Consider the following 20826-nt stretch of genomic DNA (forward strand, 5'->3'; position numbering starts at 1 on the left):
CGCGGAGCTCCCCGCGAACACCGCGCTCCCGACGTTTCAGTCGCCGGCTTCGGCCGGCTTCGAGCGACGCGATCGCGTCGGCTTATCGGGTTCGGGCTCCGGTTCGGGCTCGAGCAGCGCGGCCGCGTCGGGAGCAGCGACGTACTTCGCTGCTCCCTCCGCGACGATCGCCGCGGCGGAGGCTTCGTCGTAGTTCACGACGTCGCCCTTCGCGCGCGGACCGCGATCACGAACGAACTCGATCGCGATCACTTAGCCACCCGCGACCGCGGAGACCTGGCGATCGAAGACGTCGCCGGAACCGTCGGCGAACAAGCGGTACTGCACTTCCCACGAAGTCGCGTCGCTCTCGTTCTTCGTGTTCTCCGGCACCCACAGACGAGCGCGCTTGATCGTGAACAGACGCTCCTTGTCCTCGAAGTCGTCCTGCGTTTCGATCGCGAGCCAGCGGTAAACCGGCTTCGGGAGCTTGAGCTTCGAGCTCGTCGAGCCCGGCCACACGAGCTCACGAACGATCGGGTTGTCTTCGATCGGCGTGAACGAGCCGGAGAGACCGACGTTCTTTCCGGAGATCTTGACGAGACCCGCGCCCCATCCGAACTTCTCGGTCTCGTCGATCGAACGGGATTCGCCGATCCCGCCGTCGCCGTCGAGCAGACCGACGTCCTTCCATTCGGCTCCCATCGCCGTATCGACGTCGGTCGGGAGAGCGGGTCGAGCGGTCGCGTCGGAAAGGTAAATCCACGCGTCCTTAAAAACCTTGACGTTGTCGGGATTCCGCGCCATAGCGGTTACTCCTGTGTCGTTGGATTGGGACTAGAGCGCGATAGTTCGGACGACGGCCTTCGCGTGAAAAGACGTCGTCGTGCCTTTGTTTTGAGGGTCGAGAGCGGAGAGCAGCGTCGACGGATCGGAGATCCTCGCGACGCCGGGAACGCTTCGAGCGCCGAGCATTCCGCGACAGACTCCGGCGATCTCCCGCGAGCGGGTCCGGCCGGCCGCCCACACTGTGACGCGGACGCGCGGAGCGTCGTATACGGGAGCCTTCGAGATCCCGCCGTCGTCGAAGACGATCACGGCCGGATCGCTCGACGGAGTCCAATCCTCCGGGAGCTCGAGCGCGACGCGGACGTCGCCGACGAGCGCCGGAAGCTCGTCGCGGAGGAAGTCGCGGACCGCCTTCGCCGGATCGCCGGGAACGCGAATCTGATCGTTCATCGGACGCGGACCTCGAGCCCGACCGCGGCCGCTGCTCGCGTGAGCGCGCCGTTCCGCGTCTGTCGGATCGCCGGGAGTTTCACGGCCGCGGCTTGGCGGTCCGTCGTGTACTCGTCGACGAAGACGCCCTTCCGCCGGCCGCCGGCTCGCTGTGCGAGCTTTTCGGCCGCTTCGGTAGTCACAGCCCGGAACTCCGGCGATTGGAGCTGTCGACGGATCTCACGGCGATTCAGACGTACGCGCTGTCTCTGCGCCACGGTCACCCCCTCCCGAGCGTCGCGAAGACTTCGAGCCCGCCGGCGTTCGCGCGTCTCTGGCTTCGCCACACGTTCACGCGAGCCCGATATCGCTTCCCGCGGATCTCAAGCTCGTCGCCGTCGACGACGTCCGATCCGTGCCGGAGGTAGACCGTGAACGCGACGGACTCTCCGTGCCGGCCGAGCTGCTCGACGTCGGCCGTTGCGCCCGGAGCGATCCCGAGCGGAACGAGCTCGAGCTCCGGATCGGAGACCGGGATCGGATCGCCGTCGTCGTCGAAGCCGCCCGTCCGGTGCCGGACGATCGTCTCGCTCACGTCGACCGCCGGGACGTGTCGACCGTGAACGCTCGCCCCTTCGCGCGGAGGATCCCGAGCCGCTTCTTCTCTGCCTTCGTGAGATAGAGCTCGCCGGTCGGGTTCGCGAACGTGAGCGACTCCGTGAACGGGCCCGTTCCGGTCGAGTACGCCGTGACGCCGTCTCCGACTTCGGACGTCGCCGCTTGCATCGATCGCTTGACGATCGCGCACGCAACCATCCGCGTAAGGTCCGCCGGAAGATCGTCCGCGTCGATGCCGGCGTCGAGACACTCCGCGCGGATTGCCACCGAAGCGTCTTCGAGAAGAACGGTGGCGCTCGCTTTCTCCGCTGTGGAGAGCGAACGCCACCGTCTCTCGAGGTCGGTAGCTTCTGCGAAAGCCACCATTACGGCGAGCTTCCGTCAGACCTTGAGACCGCGGAGCACGCCGTGAGCGAGCTCGTTACCGTACTCGAGCCCGATCTCGCCGTAGATCTGCACGTCAGTCGACGCGCCCGTCTTCGCGAGCTCCTCCTCGAAGAACACACCCTTTCCGGGGATATTCAGGAAGACGGGTCGGAGCTGATCGAGCGACGCGAGGATGATCGCATCCTGCGGGACGTGCCGGTCGAGCATGATATTCAGAACGCCGAAGTCGTTCTCGATCTGCGTGACGTTGACGCCGCCGACCTTCTCCGAGCGGATCGGAGCCGTCTTCCCATACGCGTTCGCGTATGCCTTCGTGAGTGCGCGCTTCTGCGAGCTGTTCACGATGAACGTTCCGAGCCCGCCGGTCAGACCGCCGTTGTCGAAGACGAGCTGAGTGAACTCGTCGACCGTATCGACGGCGAGCTCCGTCGCCGCCGGCACGACGACCTCGAGCTCCGCGATCGTGCCGAGCGTGATCGGATCACCACCCGGCTTCGCGGCCACCTTGAACGTGCCGGTCGCCTTCGCAACGACGTAGTAACGCCGGCCTTCGACGACGGCAGTCGAGCCGCCGGCGTCCGTGAAGATCACGACGTCGCCATTCGAGAGCGAATGAGTCGCGGTGATCGTGTCCGTCGCGGCGGAGCCGGTGATCGCGGTCCCCTTGTTCACGGCGTTCGTCTTAGCCACGGAGAGCAAGCCGGCGGTCTTCCGAGCTTCGGCGTTCGTGGTCGCGTCGACCATGCGCCCGTTGATGAACGAGTAGTTCACATCCAGAGCAATCTGCTTGAGCGCCTGCTCGACCTGCCAGTCGAGCTCACTCGAGACGGGATTCTCCGCGCCGGCCGCGGACGTGAACGGCGCGCTCTGCGGCGTCGCGTACTGTCCGGTCGCGGCCTGCTTGGTGTAGGAGACGGAGACCTTCTCCTGGTGGATCTGAAGCACGTTCTCGACCTTCGCGCGGACGCGGTTCTCCGCGCCCGGAGCGGGAGCACCTTCGACGCGGGTCCGCTGCTGCGGATCGCGGAGGTCGTAGGTCTGCCACTCGAACTTCGTCGCCGTGGTCGAGCCGCCGCCGGTGAGACCACCGATCGCGGAGAGCAACGGCGTATCCGACGGCGTGAGCGAGAACAGCTCGCCGTGGTAGTTGGGAAGATCGAACGTAGTTCCGATACCGGAAACGCTGCCTGCCATGCGTGTTTACTCCTGTCAGCCTTGACGCGCCTTCTGGCGCTTGAGGGAAATTGCGAGCCGGTGGTTCCCGGCCTTCGTTGCTGCCGCGATCTGTTCGTCGAGCGAGACGTCGCCGGGCTGCTTCCCTTCGTTGGGAATGACGACGCCGTTCGGGATCCGAGCGGTGCCGGCTTGTGCCTTCGCGAACTCGAGCACCTTCTCCGCGTACGCCTTGATCGCGTCCGCGGTGTTCTCCTCCGGGCCCGCGAGGATCTCGACCGGGACGCCCGTCGCGGCCGCGACCTCCGCGCGATCGGCTCGGAGCTCGACCTCCGCGGCTCGCTGCTCCGCCTTCGCGAGCCGCTCCGCGGCCTTCTGCTCGTCGCTCTTCTTCGCTTCCTCGAGCTCCGCGAACTTCTGCGCCGCTTCCGCGTTCGCCTTCGCGCGCCGCTCCTGCTCGCGCGCCTTCGCCTTCCAGAACTCGAGAGTCTCCGTCGGCTTCGGCTTCGGCTCGCCTTCGCCGCCGTCGCCCGGCTTCGGATCTCCGTCGCCGCCGGCCGGATTCGGATCGCCGCCGTCTCCGCCGTCGCCGGCCGGAGCCGACTCTCCGCCGGTGCCGACGCCGACGCCGGCTCCGAGGATGAGCAGCGGCTCGACCGTTGCGGTCTCGTGCTGCTGCGTGTGCTCGTGATCGATCGCGTGCATATTCACTTCTCCCGTTTCGGGTTTCCCGGCCACCGTTACGGCGCCGGATGGAATGAGAGCCGAAGTCACTCGTCGAAGAACGTCTTCGGCATGTCGTGTAAGCGGCCGCGGACCCATAGCTGCGCGAGCCGCTCCCGGCGTGAGCCGGGCTCGAATGGGACATAGGGGTTCGGGGCGCCGATGATCTTCGACGCCGCGACGCCGGACTGATACGCGTGTTTGTACGAATCCGTATCCATCATTGGAGGAATGCACCTCCCGCCGCTCTCGACTGTGTGCCGCCGAGCAGCCCGGCACGGTAACCGTCGAGCGTCGTCCGCCCGTGCTCGTCCCACCACTCCAACAGCTCCGGCGTCGCCCACTTCCGAGCCGTCGTTTCGTTCACGCGCCACAGCTCCCGCGGATCCACTTTCGACGCGTACTCCTTACGAACGAGGAACGTGAGAGCGTTCTCCGCCGCGAGCCATTCGTCGTGAACGACGTCCGTGTACGCGTTGCGCGTGAGCTCGTCGAAGCCTTTCCCGGAGTAGCCACTCGAGCGGAGCGACGAGATCGCCGCTTCGCGTCGCTGCTGCTCGACCGTGATCCCGTAGGCGAGCTCGATCGCTTCCTCTCCGCTCTTGCCTTCGGCGATGTGCCGGTCGTAATCGGCGTCTTGCTTCGCGCGCTTCGCTTCCGCTGCTGCGGCTCGCTTCTCACGTGCCGCTGCCGCGGTCGCTTCGCGCTTCGTGATCTGCTCCCGAAGCGCCGTCTCCCGAGCGTCGATTCGGTCGAGCAGCTCGAAGTCTTCGTCCTCGATCGCCTTCACTGCTCGAGCTCCGAGCTCGTCGAGATCGGTGATCGTGTCGAGCTCTTTCGTCGCACGGTCGAGCGCGTCCGCCTTCCGGACCGTGTCCTGCCCGCGCCACGTTTTCATGAGCGGCTTAAGCTCGACGGCTCCGTACTTCCCGGTGCCCTCCGTCGCGAGAGCCGCCGCTTTGTACTGCTCTTCCCACTCGAGCGCGTAGTCCGGTGGTCGGTACGTCTCGCCCGCGCGGACCTCGACGATTCGACAGTGACAGTGATCGTGGAACTTCTTCCCGAGCTTCTGGTTACCGCGCGTCTTCTGTCCGCCGGCGAGAAAGCGGTGCCGGCGATCCCGGTTCTCTCCACGCGCGCGCGCCCGACGATCGGACTCCGACATTTCCTTGCCGCGCCCAACGACGACGCCGGCGGATTCCCGCGACGTGTAGACCGCGCCACGCGTCGCGAGCATCCGGCAGAACGGGCACGCCTTCGGGCCCGCCTCCCGCGCGAACGTCGAGCCCGGCTCGAGCTCCGCGTTCAGAATCTTCGTGTTCCGAGCCGCGTCCCAGATATCGCCCTGTAGCGCGCCGGCGAGCTTCTCGAAGCCCTTCTCGCCCGTCGACGCCAACGCCCATTGCGCCGATCCCGCGTACTGCGCCGCCGGAGCGACCTCCGCCGGTACAGCGACGTATCCCGGAATGCCTCCGGGAGCTTCGTCGTACCAAACAGCCGCCGCGTCCGCGGCCGCGGTCGCGTACTGCGCCGCGAGCTCCGGATACGCCGCGACGAGATACGCGAACGGATCCTCCGACGCGAGCGCGAGCTTCCATAGCTCCTCGAGGTTCGCGACGCCGAGCTCGTGAAGTTGATCGAGGATCGCACGCTCTTCGACGAGCGTCGTCACTCGTCACCCTCCGCCGGCTCTGTCGGCTCCGCGGCCGGAGCCGCCGGCCGGATCTGCGGAAGCGCGGCCGGATTCGACGCCGCCGTCGCCGCGGAGACCGCTCCGGGAAGGTTCGCGACGAGCTGTTTCATATCGCCGCGTCGCTTCTCCGCCATGAGCCGCTGCGCCGTGACGCGATCGACGCCGGCCATCTCGAGCGCGACCTGTGTCTCCGCGAGCCACGGGAACGCCTGCACGAGCTTGAGCGTCGAGTCGGCCGCGGCCGCTCGAGACGGAGCCTTCGCCGGACGCCAGAGAGCTTCGAGATCGGAGAGATCCGGCTCGACCGCTCCCTCCCGATCGTTCTCCGGGAGCATCATCACGGCGTTACGCATCGTCTGCGCCCACGCGAAGCCGTAAACGTCCTGCGCGTCTTCGGCGTCCGCGATCAACTCCGCGACGTCGACTTCCTTCGAGTCGGAGCTCGTCGGGTTCGCGTCGTGCACGATTCCGAGCGAGCCGACCGGGATCCCGAGCTCGCCCGCGAAGCGCGTCGCGAGCTGTCGGAGCTGCGCGAGGTGCGGCTCCATCGATTGCTGCGCGAACGTGCCGACCGTGGGAACGTTCCCGTCTTCGTCGCGACCGATCGCGAGCAATCGACCGATGATCGATTCCCAGCCCGTACGGGTCGCTCCGTCTTCGCCGGCGAACGCCGACGGATCCACTCCGAGCGCGTATCTCTGCGGCGCCGCGAAGAACTCCGCGGAGACCTCCGTCCGGAGCGCCGTCCGAACGGCGGAGTCGATAATCGACATACCCGCGCGCGTGATCCGCGACTTCCCGAACGGCCGATCGAGCTCCGGCTTATAGACGAGCGGCTCGACCGGGACGCGCCCGAGCCCGTGCGGACGACGCTCGATCGTCCACTTCGAGACCTTCTCCCGCCGCATGATCGTTACGTGAGTCGGCAGATAGAGATTGATCTCCGATATGCCGTACTCGTCGGAGTCCATGATCGCGATCGCCGACGTGAGCCGGCGGAGCCGCGGAGACCATATCCCGGTCGCGTAGCGCGCCGACCGTGCCGTAACGAGAACTTCCGGCTCGCCGTTCGCTGTGTCGCCCTTCGACGCCGTGAGGAACGAGCACGAATGAATGAGCGACGAGCGCGTCGCCTGCCCCGACTCGATCCGGAGCCGGTTGTCGCGGAAGATCTCGCCGATCCCGTAATCGTCGTCTCCGACTTCGGAGTCGGCGAGCACGAAGCCGTCGAGCCGGATCCGCGTCGCGAGAAGATCGACCGCCTTCTCCGCCCATCCGAAGACGGTCTCGACGTCTTTCATGTGCGGCGGAATCGAGATCTCGAGATCCTTGAGGACATTCCGCATCGAGTAGTACGTCGACCGGAGCTCGTTCCGCGGGAGTTTCCGTCGCCACTGCCGCATGAGATCCGCGGCCGCGCGCTCTTCCTCCGGCTCGAGCCCGGCGACGTGAGGGATATGTACTTCTCTCACATCAGAACCACTTTCGTTTTCCGTGCTGGGTTTCGCTTCGTCGTGAGCGAGCCATAGAGCGCGAGAGTTGAGGACACGAGCGGCGAGAGATCCGCCTCCGGCGTCCGCCGATCCCAAACCCATCCGCCACCGTCGCCGACGAAGCGCCGCTTCGCGTCGGCGAGAGCAGCGTCTAAGCCGGGCTGTGCAATGTGCGTGATCCGACCATCACGAACGGCGTCGAAGAACATTCCGCACGCCTTGACCATGTCCGCGGTTTTCGTCACTGTGACGCGAACCTTCCGTTTGAGTAGGTCCGGGACGAGCGTCACCGCCGGCGAGTAACCATCGATCACGACGGCGGCTGTGTCCGGCCACCGTTCCGCGAGCCAATCGATCGCCCACGCTGTGCCGATCGAGTCGGTGAGCTCGTGCCGGACGAGCTCGACGTGACGCGGACCGTCACCCTCGAGCGGACGCCGGCACGCGGAGATCGTGATCGACGAGCGATCCGGAGCCATGTCGAGCGCGAACGAGACGACGCCGTCGCGGAGAGCGTCGGCCGGCTCGACACGCGTCGCGTCCCACCACGGCGCCGGGATCACTTGATCGTCTGTCTTCGTCGCCCACCGTCCGAGCCGCTCCCGGAGGAAGCCGTCCGGCGAGAGATCTCCGAGCTCGTCTTCGACCGTCTCGACGTCGAGCCGGATCCCGAGCGACGGGTTCGCCAGCGCCCACACCCGCGGATCGCGAATGTCCGGCCGGCCTTCGACGGACCACTCATGCCACGCGAGCCGGCGAGACTTCCCGGAGTCGTCACGAACGCGCGTGAACGCTTCGCCGTTCGCGTTCGGGCCCGGCGGCGTGCCCGTGAAGATTCGTTGCGGATTCCCGAGCGGCGCCGACGAGATCGCCGGAACCATTGCCTCGAGCATCTCGTCCGTGAGCTCCTGCGCTTCGTCGAGCACGAGCACGTCGACCGTGAAGCCGCGACCGGATCCGCGGGAGCGAGCGACGAACTCGACGGAGCCGCCGTTCGTCAGGATGATCGCTTCCTGCCCGTTCGTCTTCCGGATATCCGCGACCATTGCCGCGAGCTCCGGGAACTTCCGCGGGTTCTCGAAGAACGACGCGAGCCGGAGAAACGCCTTCCGAGCCGTCTTCACCTCGTGCGCGGAGTGAAGGAACTTCTCTCCGAGCGCGACCATGCCGTACAGCTCGCGGACCTCGATCGTTCCGTTCTTCCCGTTCTGCCGCGGGACCGAGAGACCACAGCGAGACGCCGCATATTTCCCGTCGGAGCGGCGAGCGAGCCACGCCTCGAGGACCACCATTTGCCACGGGTCCGGCGTGAGACCGTACGACGACGCGAGGAAAGCCGCGTCGTCCGCCTCCGTCCACGCGAAGTCAGGAACTACGGCGATTCGCGGCTCCTGCGATCCGAGCAGCTCTTCGCTTGTTGAGCTCGTCAAGCGGAGTCGACCTCCTCTCCGGAGCAGCGGCGCCCGTCCTGCCTTCGAGCGCGTCGAGCTGCGCGAGCACGTCGAGTAGCTGCTTCGAGAGCGCGGCGATATCCCGCGCCGACGTGCTCTCCTCGATCGCCTTCGTGAGCCGGAGCCGGAGCGCGCGGAGGATAGTCGCCCGGTCGTCCGTCTCGACCGCGGCGGAGAGCGTGCCGGCACGCGGTCGCGGACCGGGATCCTCGAGCGGCTCCGGCTCGACGACGGGCTCCGGAGCGAGAGCAGCCGAGCCCGCGATCGCCGGCGACTTCCCCTTCGCCGGCGACCGTCGAGCCGTCTTCGCCGCCGTCGGCGCCGCGGCCTTCCGACAGTCACGGCACCGAGCCTGTCCCGGCGGGAGCGTGCCCTTCCCCCGCCACATGAGCCGGCCACAGCCAGCGCACGGGAGATCCGGCTTCCGAGCCACGCGATCACCCCCCTACGGGACGCCCGTCCGGGCTGCTCACGGGCCCTCCGGTGGTGGGAGGGGGAGACGGGGAGGGATCGGCGCTATGCCATCGGTGCGCCCTTCCCCCCCGCCGGGGGTCACCCCCCCCCTGGGGGCCGCTGCTGCTGCGTGGTGAGCCGGGTCGCGGTCACCACTGCTGGGAGACCGGGAGCGGGAGCCGGGTCGCTCGGACGCGGTCGCCGGGCATCCGGTTACCCTTCCGCTGGTTGCATCGCCTGTGAGCGAGCTGGACGTTCGCGCGCTCGAAGGGTGAGCCTCCGCGTGAGACGGGAACGATCTCGTCGACTTCGCCCCGGAGCGGGTGCGGCTTACCGTCGGGCCCGTTGGTGAGTGTCTTGTCGACTGCGAGCCCGCATAGCGCGCAAACGTCCTCTTCGGCGAGCACCCTCTCGCGTAGCTTCCGCCTTCGGTGTCCGTTGGCGTATCGCGGGTTGGCTTTCGCCATTGGTTACCCGTATGTGTGCTCGAGGATGGAAGCCGGCCGGACGTCGAGCTCGACTCTGTCCGCTGCTGGTCTCCACGAACGTACGATTCCGCGCCACTGTGGGTTAGTGCGTGTGGGTGAGTCGTCGCTGTTCATCACGACGAACCACTTCCCCACTGTGCCCGCTGTGATGCGGGCCCCGTATGTGCTGTCCAGTGGGATGCTCACGGTCCGTCCGTGTGGGCTTTCCCGTACCTGTGTGTCGGGCACGAGATCCCACTCTCCCGACAGTGATGCTCTGATCTGTACGTGTACGGGAAGGTACTCACTCATTGCTGTGCGCCTCTTCGATCTTCTGCAATAGCTGTTGCACGACGTCCGCGTGAGCGACCGCCTTCGTCTTCCCTTCCGCATAGATCCCGCACGGATGGGAAGCGATCCACTTACCTGTGGGTGTCTGGGAGACGTTGATCCGTTCGGCGTCGTAGAAGTCTTCGGGATCCGGGATCGGCCATGTCCCGTCTTCGTTGCGTTCAATGTGAATGCCCATGTCGCCGGCGGGATCGGTGTCCGGTGTGGAGACGTGACGGATCTGTTCGTGCTCGGGATGGAAGCGCCACCCGCGGCGGTACAGGTAGGCGGCGATCCGCGTCGATTGGTAGATCTCGACGCGTGTCGGTTCCGCGGTCTGTCGGCCGGCGACTTCGTGCTTCGGGAGGTGAACGACGGAGAGCTCTTCGGCGAGCTTCTTCACTTCGGGATCGAGCTTCGCGGCTGCTGTTCGGTCGGCGATCGCGTCGCGGAGCTGTCCGACGATGAGGTCGAGGTATTCGCCGGTTACGAGCCGGCCGGTCTCCGGGTCGCGCTGGTATTCGCGGCCTCCGCGGAAGATTCGCTCTTCGACGATCTCTTTCCCGTCTTCGCGCTTCGTCATGTGGTGCCCTTCGGTGTGTTGTGCGGAAGCCTGTCGAGCCCGGAGCCGGGATCGCGCCGTTCGCCCGCACACCATCGGGGTCGTCGCGTGTCCCGGATCCGGGCCCGGATGCACGAACGCCGGACTCTCTCGCCCGCATTGGGAGAGTCCGGCGTTCGCGCGCTTGGAAGTTTGGGCCCGCTCCGGCAGTCGTGTCCCTATCGCCTGGAGAACGAATCGTGGGGATGCTTCGCCGCGTGCTCTATTCGGCGTCTTGACCGGAGCGGGAGCAGCGGAATTAGGTCGCCTGAGCCAGTTCGGACACACCTCTTCCGTCTGCGTGGCGGAGTCTACACAGCTCAGAGACTTACGGCTTCTGTTCGGAGGCGAGACGCTTCCGTTCGGCGGCTTCGTTCTCTCGCTCGACGCGCCGGCGGAGCTCCCGGACGTCGCCGAGCCGGTAGAGCGGAGTGTCTCTCCGGTCGATCCATACGTCGACGGTCTGCCCTGTGCCGAAGCGTTTCCACGCTCTCGGAGTGAGCCGTTTCCGACGAGCGTCGTTCGCCCACGCGTAGAGCGTCGACTTCGGCACGGGCTCGCCGAGCTCGGTCATGAGAACGAGGATCTGTCGGAGCTCGAAGAGCTGTCCTTCGACGGATCCGAGCGCCTCCGCTTCGAGCGTCCGCACGTCGTGCAACGATCGGCACTTCGGGCACCGGACCCATTCGTCGCCGCGCTCCGCGTAGAGCTTCGTTCGGCATTCGTGCCGCTCGCCTCTCATATCGAAGTGTACGAACGGGCAGAGACCCTTGAGCACGCGCTCCGGGAGCCGGTCGACGAGCTTCCGCGTGTAGGCGATCACGCCGGTTACAGCGTCGTGCATCTCGACGGGATCGGGAGACGCTCGGAGCTCCCGCGGCTGATGCGCGAGCCATACGGCGAGATATTCGACGCTCCGGATCGGCTGTGTGAGCAGCTCCGCCGGGTCGTATCGGTGCGAGCGGCCTCCGCGCTGATTGAGCACGAGCACGCGGAGCCCGTCGGCGTGCCGGTGAGCGACGAAGTCGAGTCCTCCGCTGTCGGCGACGACGTGCGCCCATTTCGAGATCGTCTCGGAGAGAGCGCGGAGCGGTCGCGCGTAGTCGACCGGGAAGCCGTCGCGTCCGAGCTTGATCGGGAGCGGCGTCTCCGTGCTCTTTCCGCCTTCGTTCGGTGCGGAGAGCTGATCGAGCCGGCCGGCGGCGATCTCGAGATCGACGACGAGACCGGGCACGGCGAGCAGCTCCGCCCGGAGCGTGTCCGCGCAGCGGTAGCAGTACGGGATCGGATCGGCGGAGAGCCGTCCGCACACTCCGCATTCCGCCGGCGTCGTCATGATCGAGCCCTTCGCATGATCGGATCGCGCTTCGCGTTCGTCCAGTCGCACGAGACGCCGCCTCCGCCGTTGATCGCGTCGCCTTCCCACACACACAGCACGACGCGGCCGTCGGGCAGGTTCACGTAGTGCGGCTTGATCCATCCCGGTGTTTCGTTGCCTGCGCCGTCGTCGAAGCTCGCTCCGCATCCGGCGAGCAGGAACGCGACGAGCACGAGCACGGCGACGAAGATCTTCCGGACCTTGTTCACGACTCCCCCTCTTCGAGAAGGGATTCGATGAGCTCGAGCATCCCTTCGGCGTTGTTCCGGGCCCATACGAGCCATTCGACGTACTTCGGGTGCGGGTCGTGCGGGCCCGTCGTGCGCTCCTCTTCGCGCATGGCGTCGAGCAGCATCCGGCCGACGGCGACGTTCACGGGCTGATTGCTCACTGGTCTCTCCGTTCTTCGAGCCGGTCGAGCAGCGCGTCGACTGCTCGCTCGACCGGGCCCGCGATGATTCGTGTCCATCCGATCGCGCCGACGAGCGCGAGCGCGAGATTCGCGACGTTCACCCGCGGCGCCGCTTCCGCGCGATGCGCTTCCTCCGGAGACGGTTCTTCCGCCTCCGGAGGCTCCGCGACGAGCGTCCCGCCGGCGGGAGGTCGCCGAAGAGCGCCGCCCACGACGGCCAATTCGCCTCGAGCACGCGAAACGTCGTCGTGAACTGCTCGACGATCGGCCGGAGTCCTTCCGCGAGCACGTCGAGCACTTCGCCGAAGCGGGCGAAGATCGAGTTCTTCCCGTTCTGTCGCGGCCACACGTACGGCCGGCCGCTGCTCTGTTCGGCGAACTCCCGGAGCGTCTCCGGATCGGCTCCGAACTCCGGCTCCCGCGAGATCATGCCGACGGGCTCGAAGCCTTCGAGCGCGGAATCGACGTCGGTCGGGAGCGGCGTCCCGGCCGGTGCGACGTAGAAACCTCCGGCCCTACCGATCGCGGTCTCGACCGTGAAGCTCCCGCTCTCGAGCTCGTCTTCCCTACTGGTCACTTTCGTTGTCTCCCATCATGTCCGCGAAGATCTCGAGCTTCGTTCGCTCGAGTAGTCCAATGAGCCGGACGTCGTCGACTCCGCCTCCGGAGCCGTCGGAGTAGTCCCACGTGATCGCCGGGGCGCCGTCCGGCTCGAGGTATTCGACGATCTCGATCCGGCCGACGACGACGGAGCCTTCCGGGAGCTCCGGGTCGCTCACTTCGCGGGCTCCCGGTCCCACGCTTCGGCCGGATCCGCGCCGGGATCGGCGAGCGTGTTGATCTGTCGGCCTTCGTCGTCGACGAAGTGCTCCCGGTACGTGAACGGCGGGAGATCGCCCTTCTCTGCGAGCCGCTTCGCTGCTCGCTCCTCCGCTTGGAACGCGAGCACGGCTCGAGCCTGCACGCGAGCGACCGCGAGAACCTGCCCGTCCGGGAGATCGACGCACGGCTTCGCGGAGTCGGCGAGCACGCGCGCGAGGTTCTCGACGTTCCGCTCGTGCTCGAGTCGGTTCGCTTCGTCGCGGAGGATCCCGGCGACGTCTTCGAGCCCGCCGGTCTGCTGGCACCATTCCGCGAAGTCGCGGAGCTGCTCGGGTGTCGGCGTGAACGTCATTTCGTGAGTCCTTTCGGCCATGTGATGCGGGGTTCGATGTGGTTCGGGAGTTCGGGTTCGTACCAACGGAGCCGGTACGCGCCGGCGGTCGCGAGTAGCAGCGCGTCCGCTTGGTTGTCGTCGTGGATCCGGGCGTGAGGCCACAGCTCGCGAGCGGCCGCGACCATTGCGCGCTTGTCCGCCTTCCCGTCGCCGGTGCCGAAGAGCTTGAGCGTCGTTGGCTTGCATACGGCGACGGGAATCTTCCGGATCGAGAGCTCCGCGACGATCTCCCAGTAGAGCGCGCACCGTTCGGAGTGGCGTCCGGGTGCGTTCGGGTTCGGTCGCGGGAGCCCTTCGATCACGACGAGCGAGACTTTCGGAGCGAGCTTCCCGACGGTTCCGATCACGCGGACGGCTTGCCGCCGGATCCGGATCGCGGTCTCCGCGTCTGTATCGGTCGCGCTGCCGCCAGATCCAACGGAGACGCACGAAGGGGCGTTTGGGGTACTCGCGCTAAGGGGTGACTCGATTACGGCGATTCCGGCGGCTGTGAGCGACGGGTCGAGCCCGACGACGGCGCTCACAGTGCCTCCACCGTTCGGAACGCCTTCGCCGTGAGCGCCTTGAAGCGGTCGAGCCGCGACGGGAGCTCCGCGTGACGCCTCCGCTCCTCGAGCCGGCGGGAGAGCTCCTCGCGCTGCTCCGCCGTGAACGTCACGCCGGGATTGCGTCCGAGCGCGATCCGTCGAGCGATCCGGTGCGCCTCCGGCGGCGTGAAGTCCATCTCCTGTAGCGCGTGTTCGGCTTCGATCATGGTCTCCCGGCGATCCTGCGGGAGCGCGGCGAGCGCCTCCGCGAACGCCGCCTTCGCGTGCCGGATCACGGTTGACGGGAGCGGACGGACTCCGTCTTCGCCGGCGTGCCGGTACATGCGAGCGACGCCGGCGAGAAGATCTTCGACCGGGAGCCCGGCTTCGGCGAACGCTTCCGCCCACGCGAGCGTGATCGCTTCGCCGCCGTTCGGGAAGTAGGGGTCGAAGGCTGCACACTTCGCGAGGACCGTCACGGCCATGTCGACGTGCTCTTCGTTCACTGTTCGAGCTCTCCCATCCTGCTAGGTGTCTGCTGTGCTGCGATCCGTTGCTTCACGCGTTCGCCGACCTCGAGGTATCCGCGGACCTTGTCGTCCTGCCGCGACGGGCCCGAGCTCCGGCCGCGGCCGGCGAGCGTGCCGTCGAGCCACTGCGAGACGGTTTGCTTCGTGATCGGCTTCCCGAGCTCGTGAACGCCGACGAGAGCTTCCTCGACGCGTGCCGGGCTCTCGCCGCGATCGTGGATCGCCGCCTTCGCGATCTGTCGAGCCGGGAGGAACGAGAATCCCTTCCGCGTCCGCTCGTACGCGTTCGTCGTCGCGATGTGTTCGGGAGTCGGTGCCTTCGCCGGCTTCGCCTTCGCGACCGTCTTCGCCGGCTTCGGTTCGGGCTCGACGATCTCCGCGTCGACCGGGAACAGCGGAGCCGTCGGATCCGCCGCGACGCGAGTCGCGGTCTTTTCTTCCCCTGTTCCCCTGTTCCCCTGTTCCCCTGTTCCGGGCGCGTAGTTTTCGGGAACATTCGCGACACTCTCGCGAGACTCTCGCGAGCCCTCCGCGAATCCGAGCTTCGGCTCGATCGGCGAAACGCTGCTACCTGCACAAACGGTCTCGTCGACCGTCTCCCGGTACTCGAGCGTCCCGTCCGGCCGCGGGAAGCGTCCCTTCGCCGGCTTATCGATGCGCTGGATCGCTTTCCACCGCCGGACGTAGAGCAGCGGGTCGCCGTCGACGGTGTATCGAACGATGAGATTCGCTTCGGCAATGTTCCGGAGGGCTCGCGACACTCTCGCGACGGTTTCGGGATCCTTCGCGAGATCGTGCGGAAAGACGTCCGCGCAAATCAGTACGACGGAGTCCTTCCCGACGCCGTTGTCGTCGACGTACGACTCGATTCCCTTCAATACGAGACGCGACTCCCAATCGAGAGACGCGATCGTTTCAGACCGCCAGAACTCCGGCTTCGTGCTGCGGATCCTCACGGCTTCCGTCCTTCTCTGTCCATTCGTCGGGTGGTAGGCGAGCACTCATAGGGCACGGGCTCCCGGCTGTGTCCGGGTGAGTCCGTACGCGGCCGGACGGCCGGAGCGAGACCGGCCGCCGGCACACCGGGCACGGGAACGGGCCCGCCGCCGTAGCGACGGCGGGCCCGGTGGGAGTGGGAGTCACGCGTTCGAGTAGTGCGCCGCGTAACGCTCTCCCGCGGTCTTCGCGAGCTTCCGGAAGCAATCCGCGGTTACGGTCGCGTCGTAGAGCGCGCCGTGAGCCTGCGCCGTGTCGTACGGGACGCCGAGCAGCGAGCAGCATTCCGCGAGACCGGGAAGCTCGCCCGGAGCGATCCCGAGCGCGCCGGCGGTATACGCGGCGAGATCCGCGAGACGGTGATGCCACGGCTCGCGCGGGAGCCCGTAGTCGAACGCCGTGAACGCCGTCGACAGGCAGTAAGCGTCATAGCGCGGATTGGAGCCGGCGAGCGTCGCTCCGTCGAGCCACTCCGCGAGCTTCCCGTACGCGTCCGCCGTTCCCGGCTTGTCGAGAGCCCGCTCGAAGACGCGACGCTCGAAGTAGCGGTTCACGGCGAACGACTCCGGATCCGCCGTCGCGAGCGCGTGCGGGAAGACGTACGGAGCGAACGCGAGCGTCTCTCCCGTCTCGAGGTTCACGGCTCCGACTTCGAGCACGCCGGCGATCGTCCAATCGAGATTCGTCGTCTCGAGGTCGACGACGATCGTCTTCCGCCGCGCCACTAGTTGCCACCGCCCGAGAAGACGGGACCGCCGTCGAACTTGATCCCGGAGATCACTTCGCCGATCGACTCCGGCTCGCTGCTCGCCGGCTCCGGATCGGAGAAGTCGAGCTGCGGCTCCGCGTCGTCGTCTTCGCCGATCTTCGGATCGACGCCTTCGCGGACCTCGACGATCTTCATCGTCGCCGTCCGGCGGGTGCCTTCGCTCTTCATGTCCTGCTCGGTGATCGCGGTACAGGTCGCGCGGACCGTGAACACGCGGGTATCGCCGATCGGCGGCTCCTCGAATGCTTCGGTCGACAGACCGGAGAAGCGGACGCGGGATGCTTCGATGAGCGGCTTCGTCATTTCTGGGAATCCTTCGTGTTGGGGAGAGCGAACTTCGGAACGTCGACGGGTGTCCTGTGAAGCGAGCGGATCGCGGAGTCGACGAGCTCCGCGCCGTCGAGCCGGGAATGCAACGGAGCTCGAGCAGCGGACGCGGCGAGCCGCCAGACCTGCTCGTCCGGGCACGGCGCCGGCACGCCACAGTGCGCGCACGAGCCGTCCGGTGCGGTCGCGTGGAGCAGCTTCACGGCTTCGAGCTGCGCCACAATCGAACGCCGGCGTCGACGTTCGGCACGCGCGAACGTGCGACTCTGCGGATCGCGCGGCCGCGACTCACGCCGACGCGGAGCGCGCTTCGGGAGATCGTTCGGAGTAGCCATTACTGTTCGGTCCCTTCGGTGATCGAGAGCTGTTCGGCTTCGGGCTCGGAGGCTTTCTCGACGGGCTCCTCGCCGGTCTCGAGGAAGACGAGCACGGACTCGACTTCGGCGACGGAGAGCTCGTTCGCGCCGCGGACCGGCCGGCCGACGCGAGCCGTGAGGAACGCCGCGACTTCGCCGCGCTCGATTCCCTTCGCGATGAACGCCTTCCCGAGCTTCGCCGTGAGACGTGCCGGTGCCGGCGTGAACGCGTCCATCCCGTCGCCGGCCGGTGCCGGCTCCTGCTCCGGCTCCGCGGCCGCCGGCTTCGGCTTCGTCCGCGTCTTCGGCTTCGCCGGCTCCGGCTCCGACTCCGGCTTCGCGGTGAGCTCGCCCGCCGTGACGCGCGTCGGCGGAAACTCGTCGTCGCGAGCAATGTCGCCGGACTTGATCGACCGGAACGAGATCGTCAGCTCCGAGAGATCCGCTTCCGTCCACTCCTCCGACTTCCGCCCGAGCTTCGTTTCGAGCTGTCCGAGCGTGACGCCGATCTGCGCGAAGGCCGCGATACTCTTCGCGATGCGCTGCGGGAGCGGGACCGTCGATCCGCCGTCGCTCTCGAGCGTCCGGCGACAGTTCTCCTGCGCCGCTTCGACGAACCATCCGGGAAGGATCGTGAAGATCGCCTCACGGAGACGACGGGCGCCGTTGTTCGCGTTGTTCTCGTAGATATCGCGCATGTCGACGAGCTCTCTCGTGCCCTGACTCGTGTCGCGCTTGTGGGGAACGATGAACGTCGTCGCCGTGCGCGCGTTCGTCTCGAGATCCCACGCGTACGCCTGCATTTCGGACTCACCCTTGACGTCATCGCGGCGGAGCTCGGTTACGCCGAACTGAATGTTCCCCCAGCAACGAGCGAGCTCACGCGCGAGGTGGATCGACGGACCGGAGACGGCGCCGCCGGCGCGAGGGAATCGGAAGAATGCGCGCTCCGCCACGGCTTTCTGCCGCGTCGACTCCTCCATTTCGGAGACGGCGATCGCCCGGTTCCGGCGGTTCTGCTGCGCGACGAGCACGGACGCCTGGACTTCGGCCACAGCGCGCGACTGTTCGATCGCGGTCGCCTGCGAGACGGCCGGACGATTCGCCGCCGGTGCTGCAATCTGCTGGTATCGACTAGACACTTCGGAGAAGCTCCTCTTTCTCGTAGTGAACCCATGAGGGAAGCGAGACGTAATGCACGTCATCGCCGTATCCCGGCCATACGCCGGACGATTCGCATTCCGCGTAGATCTCAAGCGCGCGACGGTTGAGCCGGTGCCCGAGCATGAGCGCGTCGTGATCGAGCTCGACGACACTCACGAGGTACGGCGGCGTCTTCGACTGCACGACGAACAGGAACGCCGCTTCGGTGTCCCCTTCGGTCGCCGCGATCGCGTCGAGATACCACGGTGCTTGCATGTAGTAACCGAAGTCGGCCGCGGACTTCGCGAACTTCGACGGGTTCGCGTCGCTCGTCGTCTTGTAGTCCGGAATCACGCGACGCCGACGCGGATCGGCGTTCGGGAGCCAGTCGAAGCGGGCCCGCCGGCCGACTCCGGTCTCCGCGTCCGTCCAGAACGCCGAGACCTCCGGACGTCCGTCGGCGAACAGTGTCGCGGCGAGCGGATGCTTCCGGAGCGCCGCGGCCATTGCGTGAACGGTCTCGTAGTCCTTCGCGAGAAGCGGCGTCTTCCCCTCCGCTCGAGCTTCGTCGCGAGCTTCCCGCGCGGCCTTCGTCTTCCAATCGTCGAAGTCGAGCCGTGCGATCGGATCTCCGACTCCGAGCACGAGCGCGTGAGCTGCGGAGCCGATATCGAAGACGTCCTTCGGTGCCGGCGGATGCTCGCGCTCGTAGTGGAAGATCGCCGGGCACGACGGCGGAAGCAACTTCTTTGCTCCGGACTGCGAGAGCGTGCCGCGGTCGCCGTGATAGATCGCCTCCGGGACGTCGAGATACAGACCGGGAGCGTCGACGACGTCGCTCACGAGCGGACTCCGTTCTTCCGGATCCGCCGTGCGCCTTCGACCATCCCGTAGTCGACGGCGTCGCGGAAGACGTCGAGTACGGAGTTCGTGCCGAGCAGCGCGGACGGAGAGACGCCGAGAGCCTCCGCGATCGCGACGAGATCGTCGACGTCGATACGCCGGCGTCCGCGCTCGATATCGCCGATCACCTGCTCGGAGAGCGGCCGGTCGAAGAGCGTGAGCCGATCGGAGAGATCCTCGAGCGTGTAACGCCGGAGCGTCCGGACGAAGCGAATGTTCTCGCGCGTGCGGTCGCCGACGGCGCCGACTCCGTGCGGTCGCGGGCTCACGGCGTGACTCCCAACTCCCGATCGAGTTCGATCTCGCGAGCGCGATCCGCGGCTGCTCCGTCGTCGAAGACGGGACGCTCGACCGGAGCGCGATCGGCGACGGCGTGAATCATCTCGACGTCGCCTTCGCGGGGATCGACGATCTCGAGGTACGCGGTCGCGGTCGTGCTGTTCTTCGCGTGATAGACCCACTCTTTCGGTCCCACTTCGCGCCACGGCTCGAAGCCGTCGAGCGGGTTCTCTTGCAAGGTTTCGAGCAGCGCGTCGGCTGCGTCTCGAGGTGAGCTCACGGGAGCACCTTCCGGGAATCGATGGATAGAAATCGTTGGGAGAGAGTTACTTCTGTTTCGTGCTCTCACGGCGTGAACGGATGTAGCACGTCCGGCACATGTCGAACGCTTCGACGCGGAGCGCGTGCGGAGACGTCGGATCCGACTTCCGCCGGACGGCTCGACCGCATTCGCCGGCACACTTCCGGAAGCGTCCGTCCGGCGTGTTGATCCACTCCGTCGCGGCCGCTTGCTGCACGGCGACGCCGGGCGCCGGGCCCGCCTCCGGAGAGACGGGCGCCGGCGGCTCGACGAGACCGAGCATCCGGAGAAGCTGCTCGCAATCGCCGCGATCCTTCGCGTTGTGCGCGACCGTGCGACGAGCTTTGTCTGCGAGCCAATCCGGGATCTCCGCGGTCTGCATGAGAAGCGTCATCGCCCGCGGATCGTTCGGATCGGTGTACTTCGCGCTCACGGCAGGATCCCGACCCACATCACGAACGCCAGCGCGAGAGTGAAGACGCCGAGAAGGATCCGCGTCGTCGTGTTGAGCCGCTCGCGCGGAGCCTCCGGAGCGAGCTCGACGACGCGGGAGTCGCCGGGCTCGACGTGCTCGACGATCGCCGGGAGACGAGCGGGAACGGTCTCCGTCTCGACGTCGATCACGCGGACGGGCTCGAGGTCGAGATCCGCTGCGAGCGAGCGAACGAACTCGCCGTTCCGGATCGGCCAAAAGTCGGCGAGCGTGTCCTCGAAGACGGGAAGCGATGCAGTCATGGGAGAGCCTCTATTCGTGAGAGAAGGGAAGGGAGAGAAGGGATCCCGGCGACGGCGTGAACGGGTTTATCAGGACTCCGCACACGATCGGAGCCGTCGCCGGGAAGACTTTCAGCGAGAGCGGTATTCGACGACGAGCTCGACGAGCTCGACCACAGCTTCCGACCATTCGCGCGTGTTCTCGACGGGATCGAGATCGGCGAGCCGGCGTTTCGCCGCCGTGATCCGCTCGGAGAACTCGTCGTGAGCCTTGATCCGATCCGCGGCCGCTCGGAAGAATCGAGCGACGCCGACCGCGGCCGCAATGTCCGCGGGCTGCTGTGCCGGAGCTGTGTTCGTCATGCGGGAGTCTCTTTCTCGCTTAGGCT

The 20826-nt window shown here is 67.0% G+C and carries 35 protein-coding genes; all 35 read right to left on the minus strand.

Features of this window, described 5'->3' with window-relative positions:
• Positions 1-36: 36 nt before the first annotated feature.
• Entirely contained in the window at positions 37-252 is a 216-nt protein-coding gene (locus U9J23_RS22165) for a hypothetical protein (RefSeq protein WP_326600500.1), read from the minus strand.
• Positions 253-786, minus strand: a complete 534-nt coding sequence (locus tag U9J23_RS22170; RefSeq protein ID WP_326600502.1) for a hypothetical protein — start codon at positions 784-786, stop codon at positions 253-255.
• Between the two features lie 30 nt (positions 787-816).
• Positions 817-1218, minus strand: coding sequence for a hypothetical protein (locus U9J23_RS22175; RefSeq protein ID WP_326600504.1), 402 nt, complete (start codon positions 1216-1218; stop codon positions 817-819).
• Positions 1215-1481, minus strand: coding sequence for a hypothetical protein (locus tag U9J23_RS22180; protein ID WP_326600506.1), 267 nt, complete (start codon positions 1479-1481; stop codon positions 1215-1217). Before U9J23_RS22180 ends, U9J23_RS22175 begins: the two co-directional genes overlap by 4 nt.
• The gene (locus U9J23_RS22185) at positions 1478-1792 is read right to left on the minus strand and encodes a hypothetical protein (protein ID WP_326600508.1); all 315 of its coding nucleotides are present in this window, start codon (positions 1790-1792) and stop codon (positions 1478-1480) included. The genes U9J23_RS22180 and U9J23_RS22185 overlap by 4 nt, the downstream gene beginning before the upstream one ends.
• Positions 1789-2181, minus strand: a complete 393-nt coding sequence (locus U9J23_RS22190) for a Gp19/Gp15/Gp42 family protein (RefSeq protein ID WP_326600510.1) — start codon at positions 2179-2181, stop codon at positions 1789-1791. The genes U9J23_RS22185 and U9J23_RS22190 overlap by 4 nt, the downstream gene beginning before the upstream one ends.
• Positions 2182-2196: 15 nt before the next feature.
• Positions 2197-3396, minus strand: coding sequence for an SU10 major capsid protein (locus tag U9J23_RS22195; protein WP_326600512.1), 1200 nt, complete (start codon positions 3394-3396; stop codon positions 2197-2199).
• A 15-nt stretch (positions 3397-3411) separates the two neighbouring features.
• Positions 3412-4080: a hypothetical protein gene (locus tag U9J23_RS22200; protein WP_326600514.1), complete on the minus strand. Its 669-nt coding sequence runs from the start codon at positions 4078-4080 to the stop codon at positions 3412-3414.
• A 65-nt stretch (positions 4081-4145) separates the two neighbouring features.
• Positions 4146-4322 (minus strand): hypothetical protein, encoded by a 177-nt coding sequence (locus U9J23_RS22205; protein ID WP_326600516.1) that lies wholly within the window; start codon positions 4320-4322, stop codon positions 4146-4148.
• Complete coding sequence (locus U9J23_RS22210; RefSeq protein WP_326600518.1) at positions 4319-5770, minus strand: VG15 protein; 1452 nt, start codon at positions 5768-5770, stop codon at positions 4319-4321. Before U9J23_RS22210 ends, U9J23_RS22205 begins: the two co-directional genes overlap by 4 nt.
• The gene (locus U9J23_RS22215) at positions 5767-7194 is read right to left on the minus strand and encodes a phage portal protein (protein WP_326603001.1); all 1428 of its coding nucleotides are present in this window, start codon (positions 7192-7194) and stop codon (positions 5767-5769) included. The genes U9J23_RS22210 and U9J23_RS22215 overlap by 4 nt, the downstream gene beginning before the upstream one ends.
• A 65-nt stretch (positions 7195-7259) precedes the next feature.
• Positions 7260-8714, minus strand: a complete 1455-nt coding sequence (locus U9J23_RS22220; RefSeq protein ID WP_326600520.1) for a hypothetical protein — start codon at positions 8712-8714, stop codon at positions 7260-7262.
• Positions 8650-9168: a hypothetical protein gene (locus tag U9J23_RS22225; protein ID WP_326600522.1), complete on the minus strand. Its 519-nt coding sequence runs from the start codon at positions 9166-9168 to the stop codon at positions 8650-8652. Before U9J23_RS22225 ends, U9J23_RS22220 begins: the two co-directional genes overlap by 65 nt.
• A 169-nt stretch (positions 9169-9337) precedes the next feature.
• Complete coding sequence (locus U9J23_RS27780) at positions 9338-9655, minus strand: HNH endonuclease (protein ID WP_442802260.1); 318 nt, start codon at positions 9653-9655, stop codon at positions 9338-9340.
• A 304-nt stretch (positions 9656-9959) separates the two neighbouring features.
• Entirely contained in the window at positions 9960-10568 is a 609-nt protein-coding gene (locus U9J23_RS22230) for a hypothetical protein (RefSeq protein WP_326600524.1), read from the minus strand.
• Between the two features lie 346 nt (positions 10569-10914).
• Positions 10915-11922 carry a hypothetical protein gene (locus U9J23_RS22235; protein ID WP_326600526.1) on the minus strand — a complete coding sequence of 336 codons (1008 nt, stop codon included), beginning with the start codon at positions 11920-11922 and terminating at the stop codon, positions 10915-10917.
• A complete protein-coding gene (locus tag U9J23_RS22240) occupies positions 11919-12173 on the minus strand; it encodes a hypothetical protein (protein ID WP_326600528.1) in 255 nt (84 codons plus the stop codon). The genes U9J23_RS22235 and U9J23_RS22240 overlap by 4 nt, the downstream gene beginning before the upstream one ends.
• Positions 12170-12355, minus strand: coding sequence for a hypothetical protein (locus U9J23_RS22245; protein ID WP_326600530.1), 186 nt, complete (start codon positions 12353-12355; stop codon positions 12170-12172). Before U9J23_RS22245 ends, U9J23_RS22240 begins: the two co-directional genes overlap by 4 nt.
• A complete protein-coding gene (locus U9J23_RS22250; protein WP_326600532.1) occupies positions 12352-12477 on the minus strand; it encodes a hypothetical protein in 126 nt (41 codons plus the stop codon). The genes U9J23_RS22245 and U9J23_RS22250 overlap by 4 nt, the downstream gene beginning before the upstream one ends.
• Positions 12474-12953: a hypothetical protein gene (locus U9J23_RS22255; RefSeq protein WP_326600535.1), complete on the minus strand. Its 480-nt coding sequence runs from the start codon at positions 12951-12953 to the stop codon at positions 12474-12476. Before U9J23_RS22255 ends, U9J23_RS22250 begins: the two co-directional genes overlap by 4 nt.
• The gene (locus tag U9J23_RS22260) at positions 12943-13155 is read right to left on the minus strand and encodes a hypothetical protein (RefSeq protein ID WP_326600537.1); all 213 of its coding nucleotides are present in this window, start codon (positions 13153-13155) and stop codon (positions 12943-12945) included. The genes U9J23_RS22255 and U9J23_RS22260 overlap by 11 nt, the downstream gene beginning before the upstream one ends.
• Positions 13152-13550, minus strand: coding sequence for a hypothetical protein (locus U9J23_RS22265; RefSeq protein WP_326600539.1), 399 nt, complete (start codon positions 13548-13550; stop codon positions 13152-13154). The genes U9J23_RS22260 and U9J23_RS22265 overlap by 4 nt, the downstream gene beginning before the upstream one ends.
• Positions 13547-14116, minus strand: coding sequence for a hypothetical protein (locus U9J23_RS22270; protein WP_326600541.1), 570 nt, complete (start codon positions 14114-14116; stop codon positions 13547-13549). The genes U9J23_RS22265 and U9J23_RS22270 overlap by 4 nt, the downstream gene beginning before the upstream one ends.
• A complete protein-coding gene (locus U9J23_RS22275) occupies positions 14113-14625 on the minus strand; it encodes a hypothetical protein (protein ID WP_326600543.1) in 513 nt (170 codons plus the stop codon). Before U9J23_RS22275 ends, U9J23_RS22270 begins: the two co-directional genes overlap by 4 nt.
• A complete protein-coding gene (locus U9J23_RS22280; RefSeq protein WP_326600545.1) occupies positions 14622-15605 on the minus strand; it encodes a hypothetical protein in 984 nt (327 codons plus the stop codon). Before U9J23_RS22280 ends, U9J23_RS22275 begins: the two co-directional genes overlap by 4 nt.
• A gap of 183 nt (positions 15606-15788) precedes the next feature.
• Positions 15789-16370 (minus strand): 3'-5' exonuclease, encoded by a 582-nt coding sequence (locus tag U9J23_RS22285; protein ID WP_326600547.1) that lies wholly within the window; start codon positions 16368-16370, stop codon positions 15789-15791.
• Positions 16370-16717 (minus strand): DUF7171 family protein, encoded by a 348-nt coding sequence (locus U9J23_RS22290; RefSeq protein WP_326600549.1) that lies wholly within the window; start codon positions 16715-16717, stop codon positions 16370-16372. Before U9J23_RS22290 ends, U9J23_RS22285 begins: the two co-directional genes overlap by 1 nt.
• Complete coding sequence (locus U9J23_RS22295; protein WP_326600551.1) at positions 16714-17076, minus strand: hypothetical protein; 363 nt, start codon at positions 17074-17076, stop codon at positions 16714-16716. Before U9J23_RS22295 ends, U9J23_RS22290 begins: the two co-directional genes overlap by 4 nt.
• Positions 17076-18302, minus strand: coding sequence for a hypothetical protein (locus U9J23_RS22300; RefSeq protein ID WP_326600553.1), 1227 nt, complete (start codon positions 18300-18302; stop codon positions 17076-17078). Before U9J23_RS22300 ends, U9J23_RS22295 begins: the two co-directional genes overlap by 1 nt.
• Positions 18232-19083 carry a PD-(D/E)XK nuclease-like domain-containing protein gene (locus U9J23_RS22305; RefSeq protein ID WP_326600555.1) on the minus strand — a complete coding sequence of 284 codons (852 nt, stop codon included), beginning with the start codon at positions 19081-19083 and terminating at the stop codon, positions 18232-18234. The genes U9J23_RS22300 and U9J23_RS22305 overlap by 71 nt, the downstream gene beginning before the upstream one ends.
• On the minus strand, positions 19080-19412 hold the full coding sequence (locus U9J23_RS22310; RefSeq protein WP_326600557.1) for a helix-turn-helix domain-containing protein: 333 nt from the start codon (positions 19410-19412) through the stop codon (positions 19080-19082). Before U9J23_RS22310 ends, U9J23_RS22305 begins: the two co-directional genes overlap by 4 nt.
• Positions 19409-19702, minus strand: coding sequence for a hypothetical protein (locus tag U9J23_RS22315; RefSeq protein ID WP_326600559.1), 294 nt, complete (start codon positions 19700-19702; stop codon positions 19409-19411). The genes U9J23_RS22310 and U9J23_RS22315 overlap by 4 nt, the downstream gene beginning before the upstream one ends.
• A 46-nt stretch (positions 19703-19748) precedes the next feature.
• A complete protein-coding gene (locus U9J23_RS22320) occupies positions 19749-20156 on the minus strand; it encodes a hypothetical protein (RefSeq protein WP_326600561.1) in 408 nt (135 codons plus the stop codon).
• Positions 20153-20458 (minus strand): hypothetical protein, encoded by a 306-nt coding sequence (locus U9J23_RS22325; protein ID WP_326600563.1) that lies wholly within the window; start codon positions 20456-20458, stop codon positions 20153-20155. The genes U9J23_RS22320 and U9J23_RS22325 overlap by 4 nt, the downstream gene beginning before the upstream one ends.
• A 111-nt stretch (positions 20459-20569) precedes the next feature.
• Complete coding sequence (locus U9J23_RS22330) at positions 20570-20800, minus strand: hypothetical protein (RefSeq protein ID WP_326600565.1); 231 nt, start codon at positions 20798-20800, stop codon at positions 20570-20572.
• Between the last annotated feature and the right edge of the window lie 26 nt (positions 20801-20826).

Source organism: Rhodococcus sp. PD04, assembly GCF_035918275.1.
In the GTDB taxonomy this organism is placed as follows: Bacteria; Actinomycetota; Actinomycetes; order Mycobacteriales; family Mycobacteriaceae; genus Rhodococcus; species Rhodococcus rhodochrous.